The following is a 17,023-nucleotide window of genomic DNA, read 5'->3' as shown; positions in this document are numbered from 1 at the left end:
ATTCATGTACTGTTATCTACCCAATCCCCATTATGGTATTACAGTCAAAGAAGCCATGTTAAAATCGGGGACAAAATTAGACCTTTTATTAATGCCGTGATACATTTTTTTAACTTTTTTCAGTGAAAAAATAATAAGAAGCCTAACAATCACGGTTGAAGGCCATTACAGACTGACAACAAAAAAAGCGGTTCCCCGAAGGAAACCGCTTTCATATTTAAGATTTTGTAAGTCTGAATTACAATTTCGGACCAGCAGCAACCAAAGCTTTACCAGCTTCGTTACCAGTGAACTTAGCGAAGTTCTTGATGAAGCGGGCAGCCAAGTCTTTAGCTTTTTCTTCCCACTTGCAAGCGCAGTCGTAAGTGTCACGCGGATCCAAGATCTTCGGATCAACACCCGGCAATTCAGTCGGAACAACGAAGTCGAAGTAAGGAATAGTCTTAGTAGGAGCTTTTTCGATAGAACCATCCAAGATAGCATCGATGATACCACGAGTATCACGGATAGAAATACGTTTGCCAGTTCCGTTCCAACCAGTGTTAACCAAGTATGCCTTAGCACCAGTCATCTTCATCTTCTTAACCAGCTCTTCTGCATATTTAGTCGGGTGCAATGACAAGAAAGCAGCACCGAAGCAAGCAGAGAATGTCGGAGTCGGTTCAGTGATACCACGTTCTGTACCAGCCAACTTAGCAGTAAATCCTGACAGGAAGTAGTACTGAGCCTGTTCTTCGTTCAGGATAGATACTGGAGGCAATACACCGAATGCATCAGCAGACAAGAAGATAACTTGTTTTGCGTGAGGACCTTTAGAAACCGGTTTAACGATGTTGTTGATGTGGTAGATAGGATAAGAAACACGAGTGTTTTCAGTTACGCTCTTATCAGCGAAGTCAATCTTACCGTTAGCATCTACAGTAACGTTTTCCAGCAAAGCGTCACGCTTGATGGCGTTGTAGATATCAGGTTCTGATTCCTTATCCAGGTTGATAACCTTAGCGTAGCAACCACCTTCGTAGTTGAATACACCTTCGTTATCCCATCCGTGTTCGTCATCACCGATCAACAGACGTTTCGGGTCAGTAGACAAAGTTGTCTTACCTGTACCAGACAGACCGAAGAAGATAGCTGAGCTCTTGCCTTCCTTGTCTGTGTTAGCAGAACAGTGCATAGAAGCGATACCACGCAACGGGTTGAAGTAGTTCATCATAGAGAACATACCTTTCTTCATTTCACCACCGTACCAAGTGTTCAGGATAACCTGTTCCTTAGTAGTCAGGTTGAATACAACAGCTGTTTCTGAGTTCAGACCCAGTTCCTTGTAGTTTTCAACTTTAGCCTTAGAAGCGTTGTAAACAACGAAATCAGGTTCGAATGATTCCAGTTCTTCTTTAGAAGGACGGATGAACATGTTAGTTACGAAGTGAGCCTGCCATGCAACTTCCATGATGAAACGAACTCTCAGACGAGTAGCTTCGTTAGCACCGCAATAACCATCAACTACATACAGCTTCTTGTTAGAAAGTTCTTTAGAAGCCAAAGCTTTCAAAGCGTTCCAAGTTTCTGTAGTTACAGGTTTGTTATCGTTTTTGTATTCTTCAGAAGTCCACCATACAGTATTTTCACTTGTAGCGTCTTTTACCAAGAATTTATCTTTAGGAGAACGACCGGTGTAGATACCAGTCATTACGTTTACTGCACCCAGTTCAGTTACCTGGCCTTTTTCATAACCTTCCAGACCAGCTTTAGTTTCTTCAGCGAACAATACGTCGTATGACGGATTGTGCAAAATTTCTGTGGTACCAGTGATACCGTACTTAGTAAGATCTAAATTTGCCATTGTTTCAAATGATTAATTGTTATTATATCAAATGCTTTTCTCTAATTTCTTTCGTTTTTGTTAAAAATATGCTTTTCAACATCATCCTTGTTTTTAGCGCTACAAAAATAGCAGTTTATTTTTAATTAAAATAGTTATTAGAGAAAAATATCCGTAATAATGAAAAGATTTATACTTGTGTAACATATCTGCAATTTCGACATTGCAACTATACCCGGTTTCTTTTCGGCCACAGCAAATTGTCAGGTGCAAAACCTTCTTTATCACGCATTAATCTAGGAACTTATAGCAAGAAGTCAGAGTCATTACTTCCACAGAAAATAAAAAACAATTATTTTTGCAACCGATATTCAGAAATAATATTTTATGAGAACAACCGATTTCAGCAAGACCAACACTATCCTGAACCAATACCTGGCAGAAATCCGTGATGTCAACGTACAGAAGGACAGCCTGAGGTTCCGCCGCAACATTGAACGCATCGGTGAAATCATGGCATACGAAATCAGCCGTGAACTGCCGTACAAGCCGGTCCGGATACAGACTCCTCTAGACATAGCGACCGAAAACGTACCGGCCGAACAACCGGTCATCGCTACGATTCTCCGTGCCGGACTGCCGCTTCACAGGGGATTCATCAACTATTTCGACCATGCCGAAAACGCTTTCGTATCGGCCTACCGGAAATACATCGATGAAGATAATTTCGACATACATATCGAATATATCGCTTCTCCCCGTCTGGATAACAAGATCCTGATTATAACCGACCCGATGCTGGCCACCGGAGGTTCCATGGAACTGGCCTACAAGGCCCTGTTGACGAAAGGAGAACCGGCACACATCCATATTGCTTCGGTCATCGCAAGCGAACAGGCCATCAGGCACATACAGGCGGTATTCCCGGCCGACAAAACCACCGTCTGGTGCGGCACCATCGATCCGGAGCTGAACGCCCATTCATACATCGTTCCGGGACTGGGCGATGCCGGAGACCTTTGCTACGGAGAAAAAGAATAAAAAAACATGGCGGCAATGAAATGGAACATTGCCAGCCATGCTTTACAGATGAGAGATTATAATTTATTTATATTCAGAAGCAAGTCATTATCCCAACTGCTATTTCCACCATTTGGCCGGGTTCCTTTTGGTTGCCTGATCTATTCTATCTATCAAGTCCTGGTCTGTTATACGTATATAATAAGTTGTAGCTATCTTCCAAGTCCAGTGCGTTTCCGTATCTTCCGCTACATTCCGAACTACCAGTTCCGAATTTGTCAGCTTTATTACAGCAGTATTTTCATCACTTCCCGAATCATTCAAATAATGGACATTCAAAATTCCATCGGCAAATGTATATGTGCCATAAGGCCAGCCAACGGCATCGGTATCATAACCGTCAATGGTTCCGTCTTCACGAAGCACCCAAAAATCACGGTAGCCATAATCCGAAGGAGAACTGGATAACGTATAAAGGAGTTTCCCCTCATATATCATCTTCACTTCCGTCTTTACCCTTTCCCATGTTCCCACAATCGATGCATTTCCCTCCTCGTCTTGCACAGGAGTAAATGTAGCCCTATCCAATTCTGTTCCGTCCTGATCAAGTATAACAGCCGACAATGAAGCGCCCTTTTCCATAGGAATCCATTCTATCCGCACCTTCCCATTGCTATCGGTCATTGCATATTCCTTACCGACAACCGTTCCACCGGTACTTTTAAAATGAACTAAGGCCATCATCACCGGCTCTTCTTTTCCTACAGGAGAAAGCAAAGGAGTCCGTTCGCCGGTTACAGAAAATTCTACCATGACCGGTTTCCCTAATTCCACTTCTGTACCGTCAGCAGGACTGGACAACCTGATAAACTTAGGGGCACGGTATACTTCCTTACTGGCTATCTGCTTGCTTACACCAATTTCCCCCTTCAGGCCAAGAAAAGTGATTTCTCCTCCCAACTGCATATCCAACCCCAAATTGAACTGATTGGACCAGCCGTTGAACTGAGGAATAACATAACCTGAAAACAACCGGCTCTCGGCATATGGAACAATTGCAAATTTAGGTCCGATGGTACCATATATTTTCAATGTGATTTCCGGATAGATGGATAATTTGGAATAGAGAGAAGGACTATCCAACTTGAATTCAAACGGATAAAAACCAGATGAAAAACTATGGTCGGTGTAAGAGGTTATCTTCTTTCCTTTTTCATATTCCAGCCCCATGGTAAAGTTACCGTCCACTTCATAACCGACAGTGGAGGAAAAATTACCTTCTACCCCAAATTCATACGCCGCCTTCAATTTTACGTTCTCCGTAAAGAAAACGGGGACCGTACCGATCATGAAGGTATAGAACAAATAAATGGGTGCCTGTAGTTCCACCTCACCCTTCTTCTTGAATGAGTGTGAGGCGGATAGCTTCAAACGGGTCCGACTTAAAAGATCCAATGACATCCTGCAATTGAAATCCTCAATGTCACTTACTTTTGCCTTATATTTTTCAGTTATCTTCTTTGTATTTACAGCAGGTCCGAACCCGACATGCATCAATAGTGTACTTGTCAATGAATGAACATACTGCTCGGCCTCCAATGAAAGGTTTGTCACAGATATATTACCGAACTCCATATTTAATGACTGCCCGCTACGATCTATATAAAACAAAGAGATTGGAATTTCAGGATCTATTTTTATATACTCTGCTCTTGACTGGTCCTTATCATAAACCACCTTATAGCTATTGTCTTCATAGACTTCGACAATTCTGGCAGGAGTGATTACATTATCCGAAGAAACCAGCCTTGAAACATTGTCATCACCGATAACCAATGTAAATTCGGTATCATGAAACAGCTCTTCCATGGTCGCCTCAATGGTCTGTAAAGTAGCCACACTTCCGTCCACTTGTGTATGTATGACACGCCGTAAATAGGCCGAAGTATCGGTCTGAAGAACAACAAGTGAAACATTGTCACGGAAATCCGGAATTTTACCTCCGTCAAAACGCAAAGAGAATTCTCCGGTATTCAAATCCATCGATTGAATTTTGGTATAATCCCAGTCAATGGGCAAGTAATCCGGAGAAACCGTTTCTGACACTGAATCTGAAACAGAACCAAGAGGATTCTCTTGCCGGTCCGGAACTTCATCACGACTACAAGCACCCCAAAACATGGCTATAATTAAAATTCCGCCAAGCTTCATCATATTGCATATAGCACAAATTTTAGAGACCAAACCCTTCATAACATTAATCAATTAATACGATACAAATCTGCAATTGAAAGCCAACCTTGATTCATTTAATATAATCCAAAGAGTCCACCACAGAAGGAGTCTTATAAAACATTCCCGGTCCTAAAATCTATCAAATAAATCAGTGATAGGTTCTACAATCCGGAACGTCCCAACTTTCTGTAATGGACTCATCGGCAACATCAATATTGTCCGACCCAAAAACCGGACCAATAATCTGTAAAGGCATTTATCACAGGAACTGGTCAGAACCTATACATTATACTTGCCATCGGCACAAACTGTCCACCATCAATGATCTGATATTTGGCTTCTACACTGACAGCCCAATTGGAAGCAATATTAAACTGACCGCCTACACCTATATTACCACCAACTTTTCCGTCCGATTCACTTTCACCTTCATAAGATGCCTTTGCATGCAGATACGTAAAACCTACAAACGGATAGACATTAAATCTTTCACCATGCAGTAAATTCCAATGAAGGTCTACATTGACATCCCAATAATTCAGGTCAAAACTCTCTCCGTAACCTAAATCTTCAGAATCTTTAAAATAATAATTGAATGAAGGAGCGATTGTCAATTGGTCTATAATGTCATAATGAGCCTTTACACCAATAAATGGTTTTGAGATATCACTTCCATAACCGAATGAAACACCTGCAGCCCATTTCAGATCCTGGGCAAAACCAATAACCGAAACCATGCAAAACATGGAAATCATAACAAATAACCTTTTCATAACTCTTTGATTTAAGTTTGTTAAACAATATCTGTAAAATCACATCTTTTCCAATGCTGTAAAAATTTATGAACAAAAATAAGTCAACAAAAGCCAATAAACAAAAAAAACATGTCGCATAATTACATCATTTGTGTAGCGGATATTGCGATTTTATATTCCTGAGACAATTCAACAAAAAAATCGTGCCTCAAAATGATACATATTCTAATAAGCAGATGTGTATCAATACTTTTTTTCTGGAAGATCCTGTATACATTGGAACGATCACACGAAAGCTGCCTGGCAAACCATGCCACGCTACGTTCCTGACGCTCCAGTTCTTCCTTTATTGCCTTCCCGATATGTCCCATGTCACAACTCTTTTTTTAATTATCTGCATAAAGTTTTTTCCAGCCAACGAAAGGATATTCCTGATATCCATGACCAGACATGTCAAAAGTAGAGAATAAGATATAATCCAGAAAAACAAAAATGTCCCACTTCAAGAAATGGGACACCTTTATTACCTATTCCGGTACAAACTGACAAATTGTTTTGGAGAAACCCCGTACTTATCAGAAAAATTACGGTAGAAGGTGGAACGGGAATTAAAGCCCGACGAAAAAATAAGTTCCTTAATGCTCTTGTCTTTCTCCGTTTCTACCATCCGGCAAAAATGAAGAAGACGCAAATCATTCAAATATTCTCTGAAGCTGCTGAATCCAGCCGACTTCACAGCCTCTGACAGCTGACCCTCCTTTATTTGTAAAGTTTCTGACAAAATCCGCAGATCATAGTCCGGACAAGTATAGACCTCATTACCCTTCAAGAAAACATCTATCTCATAAAATAAAGGAAAAGGCATAGGGACAGAAACACTTTTCTCCCCGGAAAACTGCCCCGCTACAGATACATGATTGGAGAACGGATTTTCCTTCCACAGATATTGCACCGAGAAGAATATGGCAAAGATAATAGCAGACGCTCCAAATAAATTGAAGATAAACTCATTGATAAACAAGGTAAACATACAATAAATAAAAACGAAAAGACACATGAGTCCAATAAACAAATACATCATGCCATTTATCTGCCGATAAGCCCTTTGACGGAATAGCGGATAAAAACAGAAAAAGACCGGAGTAACGACAGAAAATACAAATAAAACTATACGAAGAGATACATCCAGACGGGCACTATGGGAGAATACATCCGAGAGAATAAATAAGGAAGTCAGTTGCCCGTTGAAAGCCAGATAGCATAATCCTATGGTAGTGAGCAAAATAGCCGGAAGCAGAAAAACAAGTATCTTGAAAGGGGTCAGATAACCGGGCAACAAGGAAGCTGTGGGAAATAACGCTACAATACTCGCCATCATATACCATTTCAACATCTTTTCAATATTCAACAGATCGGTAAAATGGAATTCCGGAGTATCGGACACGATGACAAGCCAACCGATATTTTCCCACATAAAAACAGCACCTATACAGGTTGCAATAATACCCCAGTAGAATTTCGGATGATTATCTCCAGCACGACACACCAGAATAATACCCAATATGCAAGCAGTCAAATCAAACAACAACTCGACCGACAGATACAGAACTCCCATAACTATACATTAAAAACACAGCTTCAAATGTAAAATAAAATAAACATACAGGCAAAGAATATATAAAAATAAATACATATAGCTCCAGGTTCCACTCCTGCTTACAACCGACCGGATTCAAGACACAACAAACATACGGTACATATGCAAAAAAAGAACTTGAACTTTCTGTGTGAAGTTCAAGTTCTTTTTCCTATAAATTCAAGTTCTTTTCAAGAAACGTCAAGGCGTTTTCTCTACAAGTCTCTACAGAAATGCAGATCTCTGTTTTTCAATGCTTTAATAGCCAAACATATAAGGCTGTTTCACCGCAGGAACACCATCCTTCATCCATACCGGCATCGGTTCTCCTTTCAGATAACAATTGAAGAACTGGAACATACGCTTCTGGAAATCCAGCTGGTTGGCCAACCGCAACGGCCAATGTGGTTCTCCCGTATAGTTCAGCAGCCAGGCCGGCTTCTGCAGACGTTTCATCCCGATAAAGAATTCTATTCCCTGATACCAAGGCACATGCCCGTCATTATCATTGGCCATTATCAGAATCGGAGTAGTCACCTTATCAAGCAGGAAGAGAGGTGAATTCTCGAAATAACGGACAGGACCGCTCCATGGAGTGGCTCCCAAACGGCTTTGTGTATGTTCATACTGGAATGAACGGTTCATACCGGATCCCCAACGGATACCTCCATAAGCACTGAACATGTTGACTACAGGAGCTCCCGATTCTATGGCAGCAAACTTACTTGTACGTGTAGCCAGATAGGCCACCTGATAGCCTCCCCAGCTATGACCTTGCGCACCGATATGCTTGCCGTCGACAAATCCCATGGATTCAACCGCTGCTATTCCGGGCATCAGGCAGTTGTAGCAGCTTTCTCCCGGATAACCGTCACGGTAACGGATGTCCGGATTGAATATCAGATACCCGTTACTCAGATAAAGATGGTAATCGACTGTGGAACGATGTGCCTCAGGCATATGGTATTCATGCAGGTTCTCCGAATCACGTTCATAGAAGTTGACAATCATCGGATATTTCTTTGACGGATCAAAATCTGCCGGTTTGAACAGCAATCCTTCCAGAGGCTGACCGTCGAAAGATGTCCATGATACCAGTTCTACACTTCCCCACAGATATTCATCCTGCTGACGGATTTCCTGTGTCAACTGTACCGGTTTCCTGAAATCCAATGATACGCTCCACACATCGGGGTAAACCTGGAAATTCTCTTTCGTATAGAGCAGACGGTTAGCATCCTTGGCCTTCATTGCTTTTCCGTACCGGAAATCACCGCCCAGAACCAGTTTCGGAGCATCGGAGAATGTGAAATCGGCGGTATAGAAAGATGTAGCTTTTGACTTTTCATTGAAACCTGTCAATAACTGGGTCCCTGAAGTCTGGATAAAATCGGCATCCTCATCGAGTTTTACCCATCTATAACGCACTTTAGACTGACGCCCGTTATGGGTAAGATTCACCGGTTTCTCTTTTCCTTCCGGATCAAGTGACCAGATATCGTAACGGTCGGAAACCAGCATACGCCCGTCATTTTCGGTCCAGCCTGCCATACCATAAGGCGACGGATAGTCGGGAACATCGTTTTCTTCATCCCAGACTGGAAAATCCAGACAAGCCGTCACATTACATTTTGTTCCGGTTTCCATATTGATGGCATACCAGCAACTGTCGGGTTCGCAATAGCCATAGGCATATTTTCCGGAAGGAGACAGACGGAACCTGGTATAATCGGCCTTACTCAATAAAGTCCTGGCTCCGTCGGCCAATGATACCTTATAATAATCGGAACGCGTACGGCCTTCCCACATTGACGAAACGGAATAAGGACGGGATGTTGAAACCAATACCCAGTTACCTGCTCCCTCAGGAGCTACGACAGTTTCGGTCAACGACGTATCGGCCAATTGTATCAATTTCCGGCCATCCACACTATACAAGGCACGGTATGTTTTTTTCAAGTCGCGTTTCAGATTATACTGCTGTACGGTGTACTGAACCGGTTCATTCCAACTCCAGACCTGAACATCCGGGCGGTACTTATCAAGAACCGTGGTATCTTTCTCCAGCGGACAGGGAGCCGTGCCCAAGAACAGACGCCGGCCATCGGCCGAGAACGACAAGTTTCCGTTGGGGCTGATCACCCACCCTGCAGGCAGACCCGGAGCCGATACAGCCGCCACTTCTTCGGCTGGCTGCAGGTTATCGGACAACCACAGCGATGACAGCTTACCAGCTTTCTTCTTGTTTTCCGCATACAGAAACGCCAGCTGTTTACCGGCCTTATCGAAAGTACAACGGTTAAATGCCCCTTTACCGGCCTTCAACAAACGTGGCTTGTCCCAACCGGCCTGCCAGCCGTACAGTCCCGGACGCATACCGTTCAATGTATCCCGTGTCACAAAATAAAGAGAAGCTCCTTCTTCCGAAAAACCGAATGAAGACACATTCGGAAAGACAAGCTGTACAGCCTTGTCCAAAGAAGCGACATGCAGTACCGAATCCTTCCTTCCCTGCTGATAAGCAATCCAATCGGCACCTTCAGCCAGTTTATAAGATTTCAGCGAATCGATTTTCCATACGATACGTCCTTCCAGGTCACATACAGACAACACGTTCATCGGCATCTTGTTTTCCTTGACCTTCTTCAGCTTCAAGGAATCGGTCAAAGCGGTCCGAGGCAGCTGTTCTACAACCAGATAACGGGAAGAATGTGCGAAACCGAATTTCCCGGCCGGCTCATATACAGCCGATTTCTTGCCGTCCGTAGTGTAAAGTTCTACCTGTGCATCCCCTTGCCAGGGAGCAACCTTAACCGCAGCCCAACGGCCGTCGGCCGAAATCTCCTGCTGCACGATACGTCTCCACTTCACCAGATCATCGGGAGTGAAGGAACGTTGTGCAAACATCGAAAAAGCAGGAAGCAGCAACAATAATCCTGCACACAATCTACAATACTTCATTTTACTTCAATAATTTATCCAAATTGAAAACTTCCTTATAAAAAACAGGCTGTATCCGTAGATACAGCCTGAACTATCATAGTTATTTCACCTCCCAAGTATCATTTGTTTCAAGCAGTTCGGCAAAGTTGTGATAGCTCTTCTTTGCAGAAACTTCCTCAATCTGGGCTTCTACCGATTCGTCGTAAGTAGGAGCCTCCACATCACGGATTACCCCCAATGCTATCGGGAAATCAGGACCTTCCATCAAAGCCAGTTTCAGGTGCAATGTAGCATCCTGCGTGTGGGCATCGTGTACCAGAATATCCTTCTCCGTCACTCCGTTTTCTCCTAACTTGACTACCTTCAGGCCGAAACCCTCCTGCATCAGACCGAATTCCTTGTTCGGACCGAACAACATCGGTTTTCCATGCTCCAGATAGATAGCGTTCTTTTCTCGGTCTTCCTTCTTGGCTATGGAATTATGTGTACCGTCGTTGAAGATGACACAGTTCTGAAGAACCTCGACTACCGATGTACCTTTATGTCGGGCAGCAGCTTTCAGCACTTCTACCGAAGGACCTCCATCAACTGCCGCACAACGGGCAAAAAACCGGCCCCGGGCACCGAAACAAAGCTCTGCCGGGCGGAACGGATCCTCAACTGTTCCATAGGGCGACGACTTACTGACAAATCCCCGTTCGGATGTAGGAGAATACTGGCCTTTAGTCAATCCGTAGATACGGTTATTCAGCAGGATAATATTGATATCCACATTACGACGGATCGCATGGATAAAATGATTGCCGCCGATAGCCAGTCCGTCACCGTCGCCCGAAATCTGCCAGATGGTTAATTTAGGATTTGCCACCTTCGCACCGGTTGCAATAGCCGCCGCACGGCCATGAATGGTATGCATACCATAGGTATTCATATAATAAGGCAGACGAGATGAACAGCCGATACCCGAAATCACGGCAATTTCATGAGGAGGTACACCAATCTCGGCCAGAGCCTTGTGGAATGAATTCAAGAATGCGTGGTCGCCACATCCCGGACACCAGCGCGGCTGCCCTGCCTTATAGTCGGCAGCAGTATATTTAATTTCGCTCATCGTTTATTCCTCCATGATTTTAGTGAATGCATCAACCAGCTCCTGTACAACGAACGGCTGGCCCTTAACCTGATTAAACTGGTGCAAATGGATACCTTCTATCTTCATACGGAGATAAGCGGCCAATTGACCCATATTCTGTTCGGCAACTACAATCTTCTTGTATCTGCGTAATACATCGGCCGTATTCTTAGGCAACGGGTTGATATAACGGAAGTGAGCCAAAGCCACTTTCTTTCCTCTGGAAGCCATCATGTCCATTGCCGAATGTAAATGACCGTAAGTTCCACCAAAACCGACAATCAGCAAATCGGCATCCGGATCACCTTCCACCTGCAGCAAAGGCAGGGAATAGGCTATCTTCTCAACCTTTTCGGCACGCAGACGGGTCATCAGGTTATGATTTTCCGGATCGGTAGAGATGGCACCGGTCTCGTTACTCTTCTCAAGACCGCCGATACGGTGCATAAAATCCTTCTGTCCCGGAACCGCCCAATAACGGACACCGGTTTCAGGATTACGTTTGAACGGAGTCCATGTCCCAGCCATATCCCGTGTTACATAGGGAGGTTTGATATCAGGATATTCTTTCAGGTCGGGCAACTTCCATGCAGCCGATCCGTTGGCAATATATGCATCGGTCAGCAAGACCACCGGCGTCATATGTTCCAAGGCAATCTTACAAGCCATATACGCTGCATCGAAACAGTCGGTAGGAGAAGTTGCGGCAATTACCGGCATCGGGCTTTCACCGTTACGCCCGAACAGAACCTGTAACAGGTCGGTCTGTTCCGACTTGGTAGGCAGACCGGTTGAGGGACCTCCACGCTGCACATCGACAATGACCAAAGGAAGCTCGGTAATGACAGCCAGGTTCATCGCTTCACTTTTCAGACAAATACCAGGGCCTGAAGTGGTAGTGACAGCCAACGCTCCGGCAAATGCAGCTCCCACAGCCGATGAACATCCGGCAATTTCATCTTCACACTGCACAGTCTTTACACCCAACGATTTATGCTTGGCCAGTTCATGCAGAATATCCGTTGCAGGAGTAATGGGATAAGAACCCAGATACAACTGTAGTCCGGCTTTCTCGGCTGCGGCTATCAGGCCATAGGCTGTGGCCTTATTCCCGTTAATATCCATATAGCGGCCCGGCGCCTTACCTTCCTTACAGGGTACCTTATAGCTGATAGAGACAGAAGCATGGGTATTTTCACCGAAATGATAGCCGTCAAACAAGATCTTGACGTTAGCTTCGGCAATGGCCGGTTTCTTGGCAAACTTTTCACGGAGAAGTTTGGCTCCTACCTCAATGTCACGATGGAACAGCCAGCACACCAGTCCCAGTGCGAACATATTCTTGGTACGCATGATGGACTTGTTATCCAGACCACTTTCCTTCAGACTTTCCTTGCACATGGTAGTGATAGCAGCCTCTACCACTTCATTCTTGATTCCCAGTTCAGAAAACGGATTGTCAAGCTGGAATTTCGCCTTTTCCAGATCACGTTTGGTGAAAGAATCCGTATCAATGATAATAACAGTCTGAGGCTTACAGAACTTATATTGGGTTTTCAATGCTGCCGGATTCATAGCGACCAGAACATCACATTTATCACCGGGAGTATACACCTTTCCCGAACCGATATGTACCTGAAACCCCGAAACACCGGTTAAAGTACCTTGCGGGGCCCGGATATCAGCCGGATAATCGGGAAACGTACTGATATCATTCCCTTCAGTAGCCGAAATGTTGGAAAACATGTTACCAGCCAGCTGCATCCCATCGCCGGAGTCACCCGAAAAGCGGACAACCACATCATCCAGCTCCTTGACAATCATTTCTTCTGCCATAATCTAGTATTTAAAGTTCACATAATCAATAGTTACAAAATTCGCTAAGTTCCATTAAAAATCAAAATAATTTAGAGGTTTATTTCACTTAGCTACTTCAAAAGCTAGTTTTTCAAGCAAAAGTATTGGGATATCTGATTATTTCAGTACATTTGCAATGCCATTCCAAATGGCAGGATCCATTATAGAAACCGCCCTTGTAGTTCAACGGATAGAACAAGCGTTTCCTAAACGCTAAATTCGGGTTCGATTCCCGACGAGGGTACTCTCTTATCAGATTATCTCTAAAAAAGTCCATCCGGACAGCAAATTCTGAATTTTCTTCCACCGTTCTTAACCGGCAACAAACTGTAGGTTCATGCTTACAGCCGATACGTTTTTTCAAGACTACCCGAAAGATTCCCTCAACCGAACAGATAAAAAAAAGCCGGCCAGCTTTTTCAAACTGACCGACTTTCCCATTATTTCAAAAAATCTTATTACGCTTCAGCTTTTTCGGCATCTTTCATTTTATGTCCCATAGTCAGATAAGCTACCGGAGCAGCAACGAACAATGAAGACAAGGTACCGATAACAACACCCAGAATCATCGCGAACGCGAAGCTACGGATACTGTCACCACCCAGAATGAAGATACTTAACAACACAATCAATGTACTCAATGAAGTATTGATTGTACGGGCCAAAGTAGTATTCAACGAGTCATTGAACAACTTGGCACGGTCACGTTTCGGATAAAGGTGGAAGAATTCACGTACACGGTCGAAAATTACCACCTTATCATTGATTGAATAACCGATTGCCGTCAGAATAGCACCAATGAATGTCTGGTCTATTTCGAGTGAGAACGGCATCCAGCCATAACACAATGAATAAGCACCGATAATCAATACAGTATCGACACACAAGGCAACCGTTGCACCTACACTATACGCAATGTTACGGAAACGGATCAGAATATACAGACCGATAGCAATCAAAGCCAGAACAACCGACCAGATAGCCGAGGTCTTTATATCGTCGGCGATACTCGGACCAACCTTCTGGGAACTGATGATTGAACCGCCGGTACGGTTATCACGGTCGATGAAGATTTCCAACGTAGTACCCTTACCGAGCAAATTACCTTCCTTCAATGCCTCATAAAGGAACTCTTCAATTTCGGCGTCAATCGTAGGAGAATCTTCTTCGATACGATAGTTGGTCGTTACACGGATCGTCTTACCGTCGGTACCCAAAGCGATGGCCTGGACATTGGCATCACCCACTTTCGGTTGCAACAGGCTACGTACAGTTTCAGGCTGGACAACCTGCTCAAACTGAACGACAAAGTTACGTCCACCGGTAAAATCAATACTCTGGGCCAATCCACGGACAAAGAACGAAATGATACAGATAACGATGATGATACCCCAAACACTGAATGAACGTTTGATGATACCCATAAAGTTATAATGTACATTCTGCATCAGGTTCTTGGAAATTCCTGTAGTGAATGTCAGGTTCAACCATTTGTCCTTATTCATATAATGTTCATATACCAGACGTGTCAGGAACACAGCTGTAAAGAATGAACAGAGAATACCGATAATCAATGTAGTGGCAAATCCACGGATAGGACCTGTACCGAAGTTGAACAGGATAATACCTGTAATGATAGATGTCAAGTTAGAGTCGAAAATAGCAGAGAATGCGTTAGAATAACCTTCCGACAAAGCCTGACGTGTTCCTTTACCGGCTCTCAATTCTTCCTTGGTACGTTCATAGATCAACACATTGGCATCTACCGCCATACCTAACGACAGCACCATACCGGCAATACCAGACATTGTCAACGCAGCCTGGAAAGACGACAATATACCTAATGTGAAGAAGAAGTTGACAAACAACGCACCGTTAGCAATCATACCCGGAATGAAGCCGTACATGACACACATATAGATCATCAGCACAACCAACGCCACAACGAATGAAACGATACCCTGGTTGATTGATTCCTGACCCAACGACGGACCAACAATATCTTCCTGTACGATACGTGCAGGTGCCGGCATCTTACCTGACTTCAACACATTGGCCAAGTCTTTGGTCTGTTCCGGAGTAAATGAACCCGTAATACTTGAGTTACCTCCAGTAATCTCACTGTTCACACGCGGAGCACTGTATACATAACCATCCAATACGATTGCGATAGACTTACCGATATTTTCCTTGGTCAAGGTAGCCCAACGACGGGCACCTTCCGTGTTCATAGACATACTTACACTTGGTTTATGATACTGGTCGTATTCATCACGGGCGTCAGTAACCACATCACCTTCCAGAGGAGCACGTCCGTTCCGTTCTGTCGACTTAATGGCATACAGTTCAAAGATGCGTCCTGATTTATCCATATCGGAAGCGGCCACACCCCACATCAGTTTCAAGTCGCGAGGCATGATTTCTTTCACTTCCTTCATGTTCAGAATCTGGTTTACTGCAGCCGTATCTCTATAATCGGCATAAGCAACTACAGGACCTACTCCAGCCTGATTGACAGACAATACAGACAATAACGGATTTTCCTTCTTCAACTGTTCCTCATCGGCAGAAGATGTCTTGTCAAGGCTTTCACACTTCAAAGCGGCGGTCAGACTGTCTTTTGCAGAAACGGCAGCAGCCTGTGCTACGGCTGTAGTATCGACAGCAACAGAATCTGCAGAAGAAGTACCGGCCAGGATGTCACGGGCACGGCTGTTTGCAGAAATCAGTACCGGTGCAATATCTTTAGCTTCGAAAGTCTCCCAAAATTCCAGATTGGCAGAACCCTGCAACAGTTTTCTCACACGTTCCGGCTCCTTAATACCCGGCAGCTCAACCATGATACGGCCCATCTTACCTTCCAGAGTCTGGATATTCGGCTGAGCCACACCGAAACGGTCGATACGGGTACGCAATACATTATATGAATTTTCTACTGCAGCCTTGACTTCCTCACGCAATACGGATTCGACTTCCGCATCAGAACTACGGGTAGTAACTTTATCCTTCAGCTGCTGGGTAGCGAACAATTCGGCCAATTTCCCGTTCGGAACAAGCTTCTTATATTCACGGATGAACAATGTAATAAAATCATCCTGACTGGTTACCTGCAGCTTGGCAGCTTCGGCCACTGCTTTATTGAAAGCCTCATCCGGCTTATTGTCGGCCAATGCCTTCACCACATCCGGAACAGAGACCTCCAGAATGACGTTCATACCGCCCTTCAAATCCAATCCCAGGCCGATTTCCATCTCACGACACTGTTTCAGCGTATAACTACCCAACCAAACCTTTTCATTCTGTATTGAATCAAGGTAATGTGCTTCACCTTTCGGATCCTGCGCCGCCTTATTCATATGATAGCGGGTGACAAAAGAGAATGAAAGATAGAATACACAAACAAGGGTCAGTAATAACGCAAAAACTTTTACGAATCCTTTGTTTTGCATGTTACTTAATTTATTTATTTTACCTTTTTTATTAATATGCGTTTATTCAAGGTTGCAAATATAGTTTTTTTTTCATTTATATAAGGAATGGCATCCAAATATTTAAATTTTAGGAGGTAAAAAAAACATATCTCATTTTTTATACGGCATATAAGACTATTACGTAGCCGTTTA

General features: G+C 43.8%; 10 protein-coding genes and 1 tRNA gene. 2 read left to right on the top strand and 9 right to left on the bottom strand.

The window, feature by feature from the left end; translation table 11 throughout:
- Positions 1-238 precede the first annotated feature (238 nt).
- Positions 239-1,843, bottom strand: coding sequence for a phosphoenolpyruvate carboxykinase (ATP) (pckA, locus tag BQ7489_RS13470; protein ID WP_072531419.1), 1,605 nt, complete (start codon positions 1,841-1,843; stop codon positions 239-241).
- 366 nt (positions 1,844-2,209) lie between these two features.
- On the opposite strand from pckA, the gene upp reads away from it, so the two are divergent.
- Positions 2,210-2,863: a uracil phosphoribosyltransferase gene (gene upp, locus BQ7489_RS13465; protein WP_072531418.1), complete on the top strand. Its 654-nt coding sequence runs from the start codon at positions 2,210-2,212 to the stop codon at positions 2,861-2,863.
- A gap of 99 nt (positions 2,864-2,962) precedes the next feature.
- On the opposite strand, the gene BQ7489_RS13460 is transcribed toward upp, so the two are convergent.
- From BQ7489_RS13460 to BQ7489_RS13430, 7 genes are all read right to left on the bottom strand, one after another.
- Complete coding sequence (locus BQ7489_RS13460) at positions 2,963-5,056, bottom strand: hypothetical protein (RefSeq protein ID WP_162617812.1); 2,094 nt, start codon at positions 5,054-5,056, stop codon at positions 2,963-2,965.
- Positions 5,057-5,349: 293 nt separating this feature from the next.
- The gene (locus BQ7489_RS13455; RefSeq protein WP_239496958.1) at positions 5,350-5,850 is read right to left on the bottom strand and encodes a porin family protein; all 501 of its coding nucleotides are present in this window, start codon (positions 5,848-5,850) and stop codon (positions 5,350-5,352) included.
- A gap of 122 nt (positions 5,851-5,972) precedes the next feature.
- Positions 5,973-6,203, bottom strand: a complete 231-nt coding sequence (locus BQ7489_RS13450) for a hypothetical protein (protein ID WP_072531416.1) — start codon at positions 6,201-6,203, stop codon at positions 5,973-5,975.
- A 152-nt stretch (positions 6,204-6,355) separates the two neighbouring features.
- Complete coding sequence (locus BQ7489_RS13445; RefSeq protein ID WP_072531415.1) at positions 6,356-7,447, bottom strand: AraC family transcriptional regulator; 1,092 nt, start codon at positions 7,445-7,447, stop codon at positions 6,356-6,358.
- A 279-nt stretch (positions 7,448-7,726) separates the two neighbouring features.
- Positions 7,727-10,429: an alpha/beta hydrolase family protein gene (locus tag BQ7489_RS13440; protein ID WP_072531414.1), complete on the bottom strand. Its 2,703-nt coding sequence runs from the start codon at positions 10,427-10,429 to the stop codon at positions 7,727-7,729.
- Between the two features lie 82 nt (positions 10,430-10,511).
- A complete protein-coding gene (locus BQ7489_RS13435; RefSeq protein WP_072531413.1) occupies positions 10,512-11,522 on the bottom strand; it encodes a 2-oxoacid:ferredoxin oxidoreductase subunit beta in 1,011 nt (336 codons plus the stop codon).
- Between the two features lie 3 nt (positions 11,523-11,525).
- A complete protein-coding gene (locus BQ7489_RS13430) occupies positions 11,526-13,379 on the bottom strand; it encodes a 2-oxoacid:acceptor oxidoreductase subunit alpha (RefSeq protein WP_072531412.1) in 1,854 nt (617 codons plus the stop codon).
- 193 nt (positions 13,380-13,572) lie between these two features.
- Between BQ7489_RS13430 and BQ7489_RS13425 the strand changes: the two genes are divergently transcribed.
- Positions 13,573-13,644: transfer RNA gene (locus BQ7489_RS13425), tRNA-Arg, on the top strand.
- A 214-nt stretch (positions 13,645-13,858) separates the two neighbouring features.
- Here BQ7489_RS13425 and secDF read toward each other — a convergent pair.
- A complete protein-coding gene (gene secDF, locus BQ7489_RS13420) occupies positions 13,859-16,849 on the bottom strand; it encodes a protein translocase subunit SecDF (protein ID WP_072531411.1) in 2,991 nt (996 codons plus the stop codon).
- Positions 16,850-17,023: the final 174 nt, after the last annotated feature.

The organism is Bacteroides ilei, from assembly GCF_900128495.1.
Lineage (GTDB): Bacteria > Bacteroidota > Bacteroidia > Bacteroidales > Bacteroidaceae > Phocaeicola > Phocaeicola ilei.
This window is presented reverse-complemented; position numbering and strand designations above follow the sequence as displayed.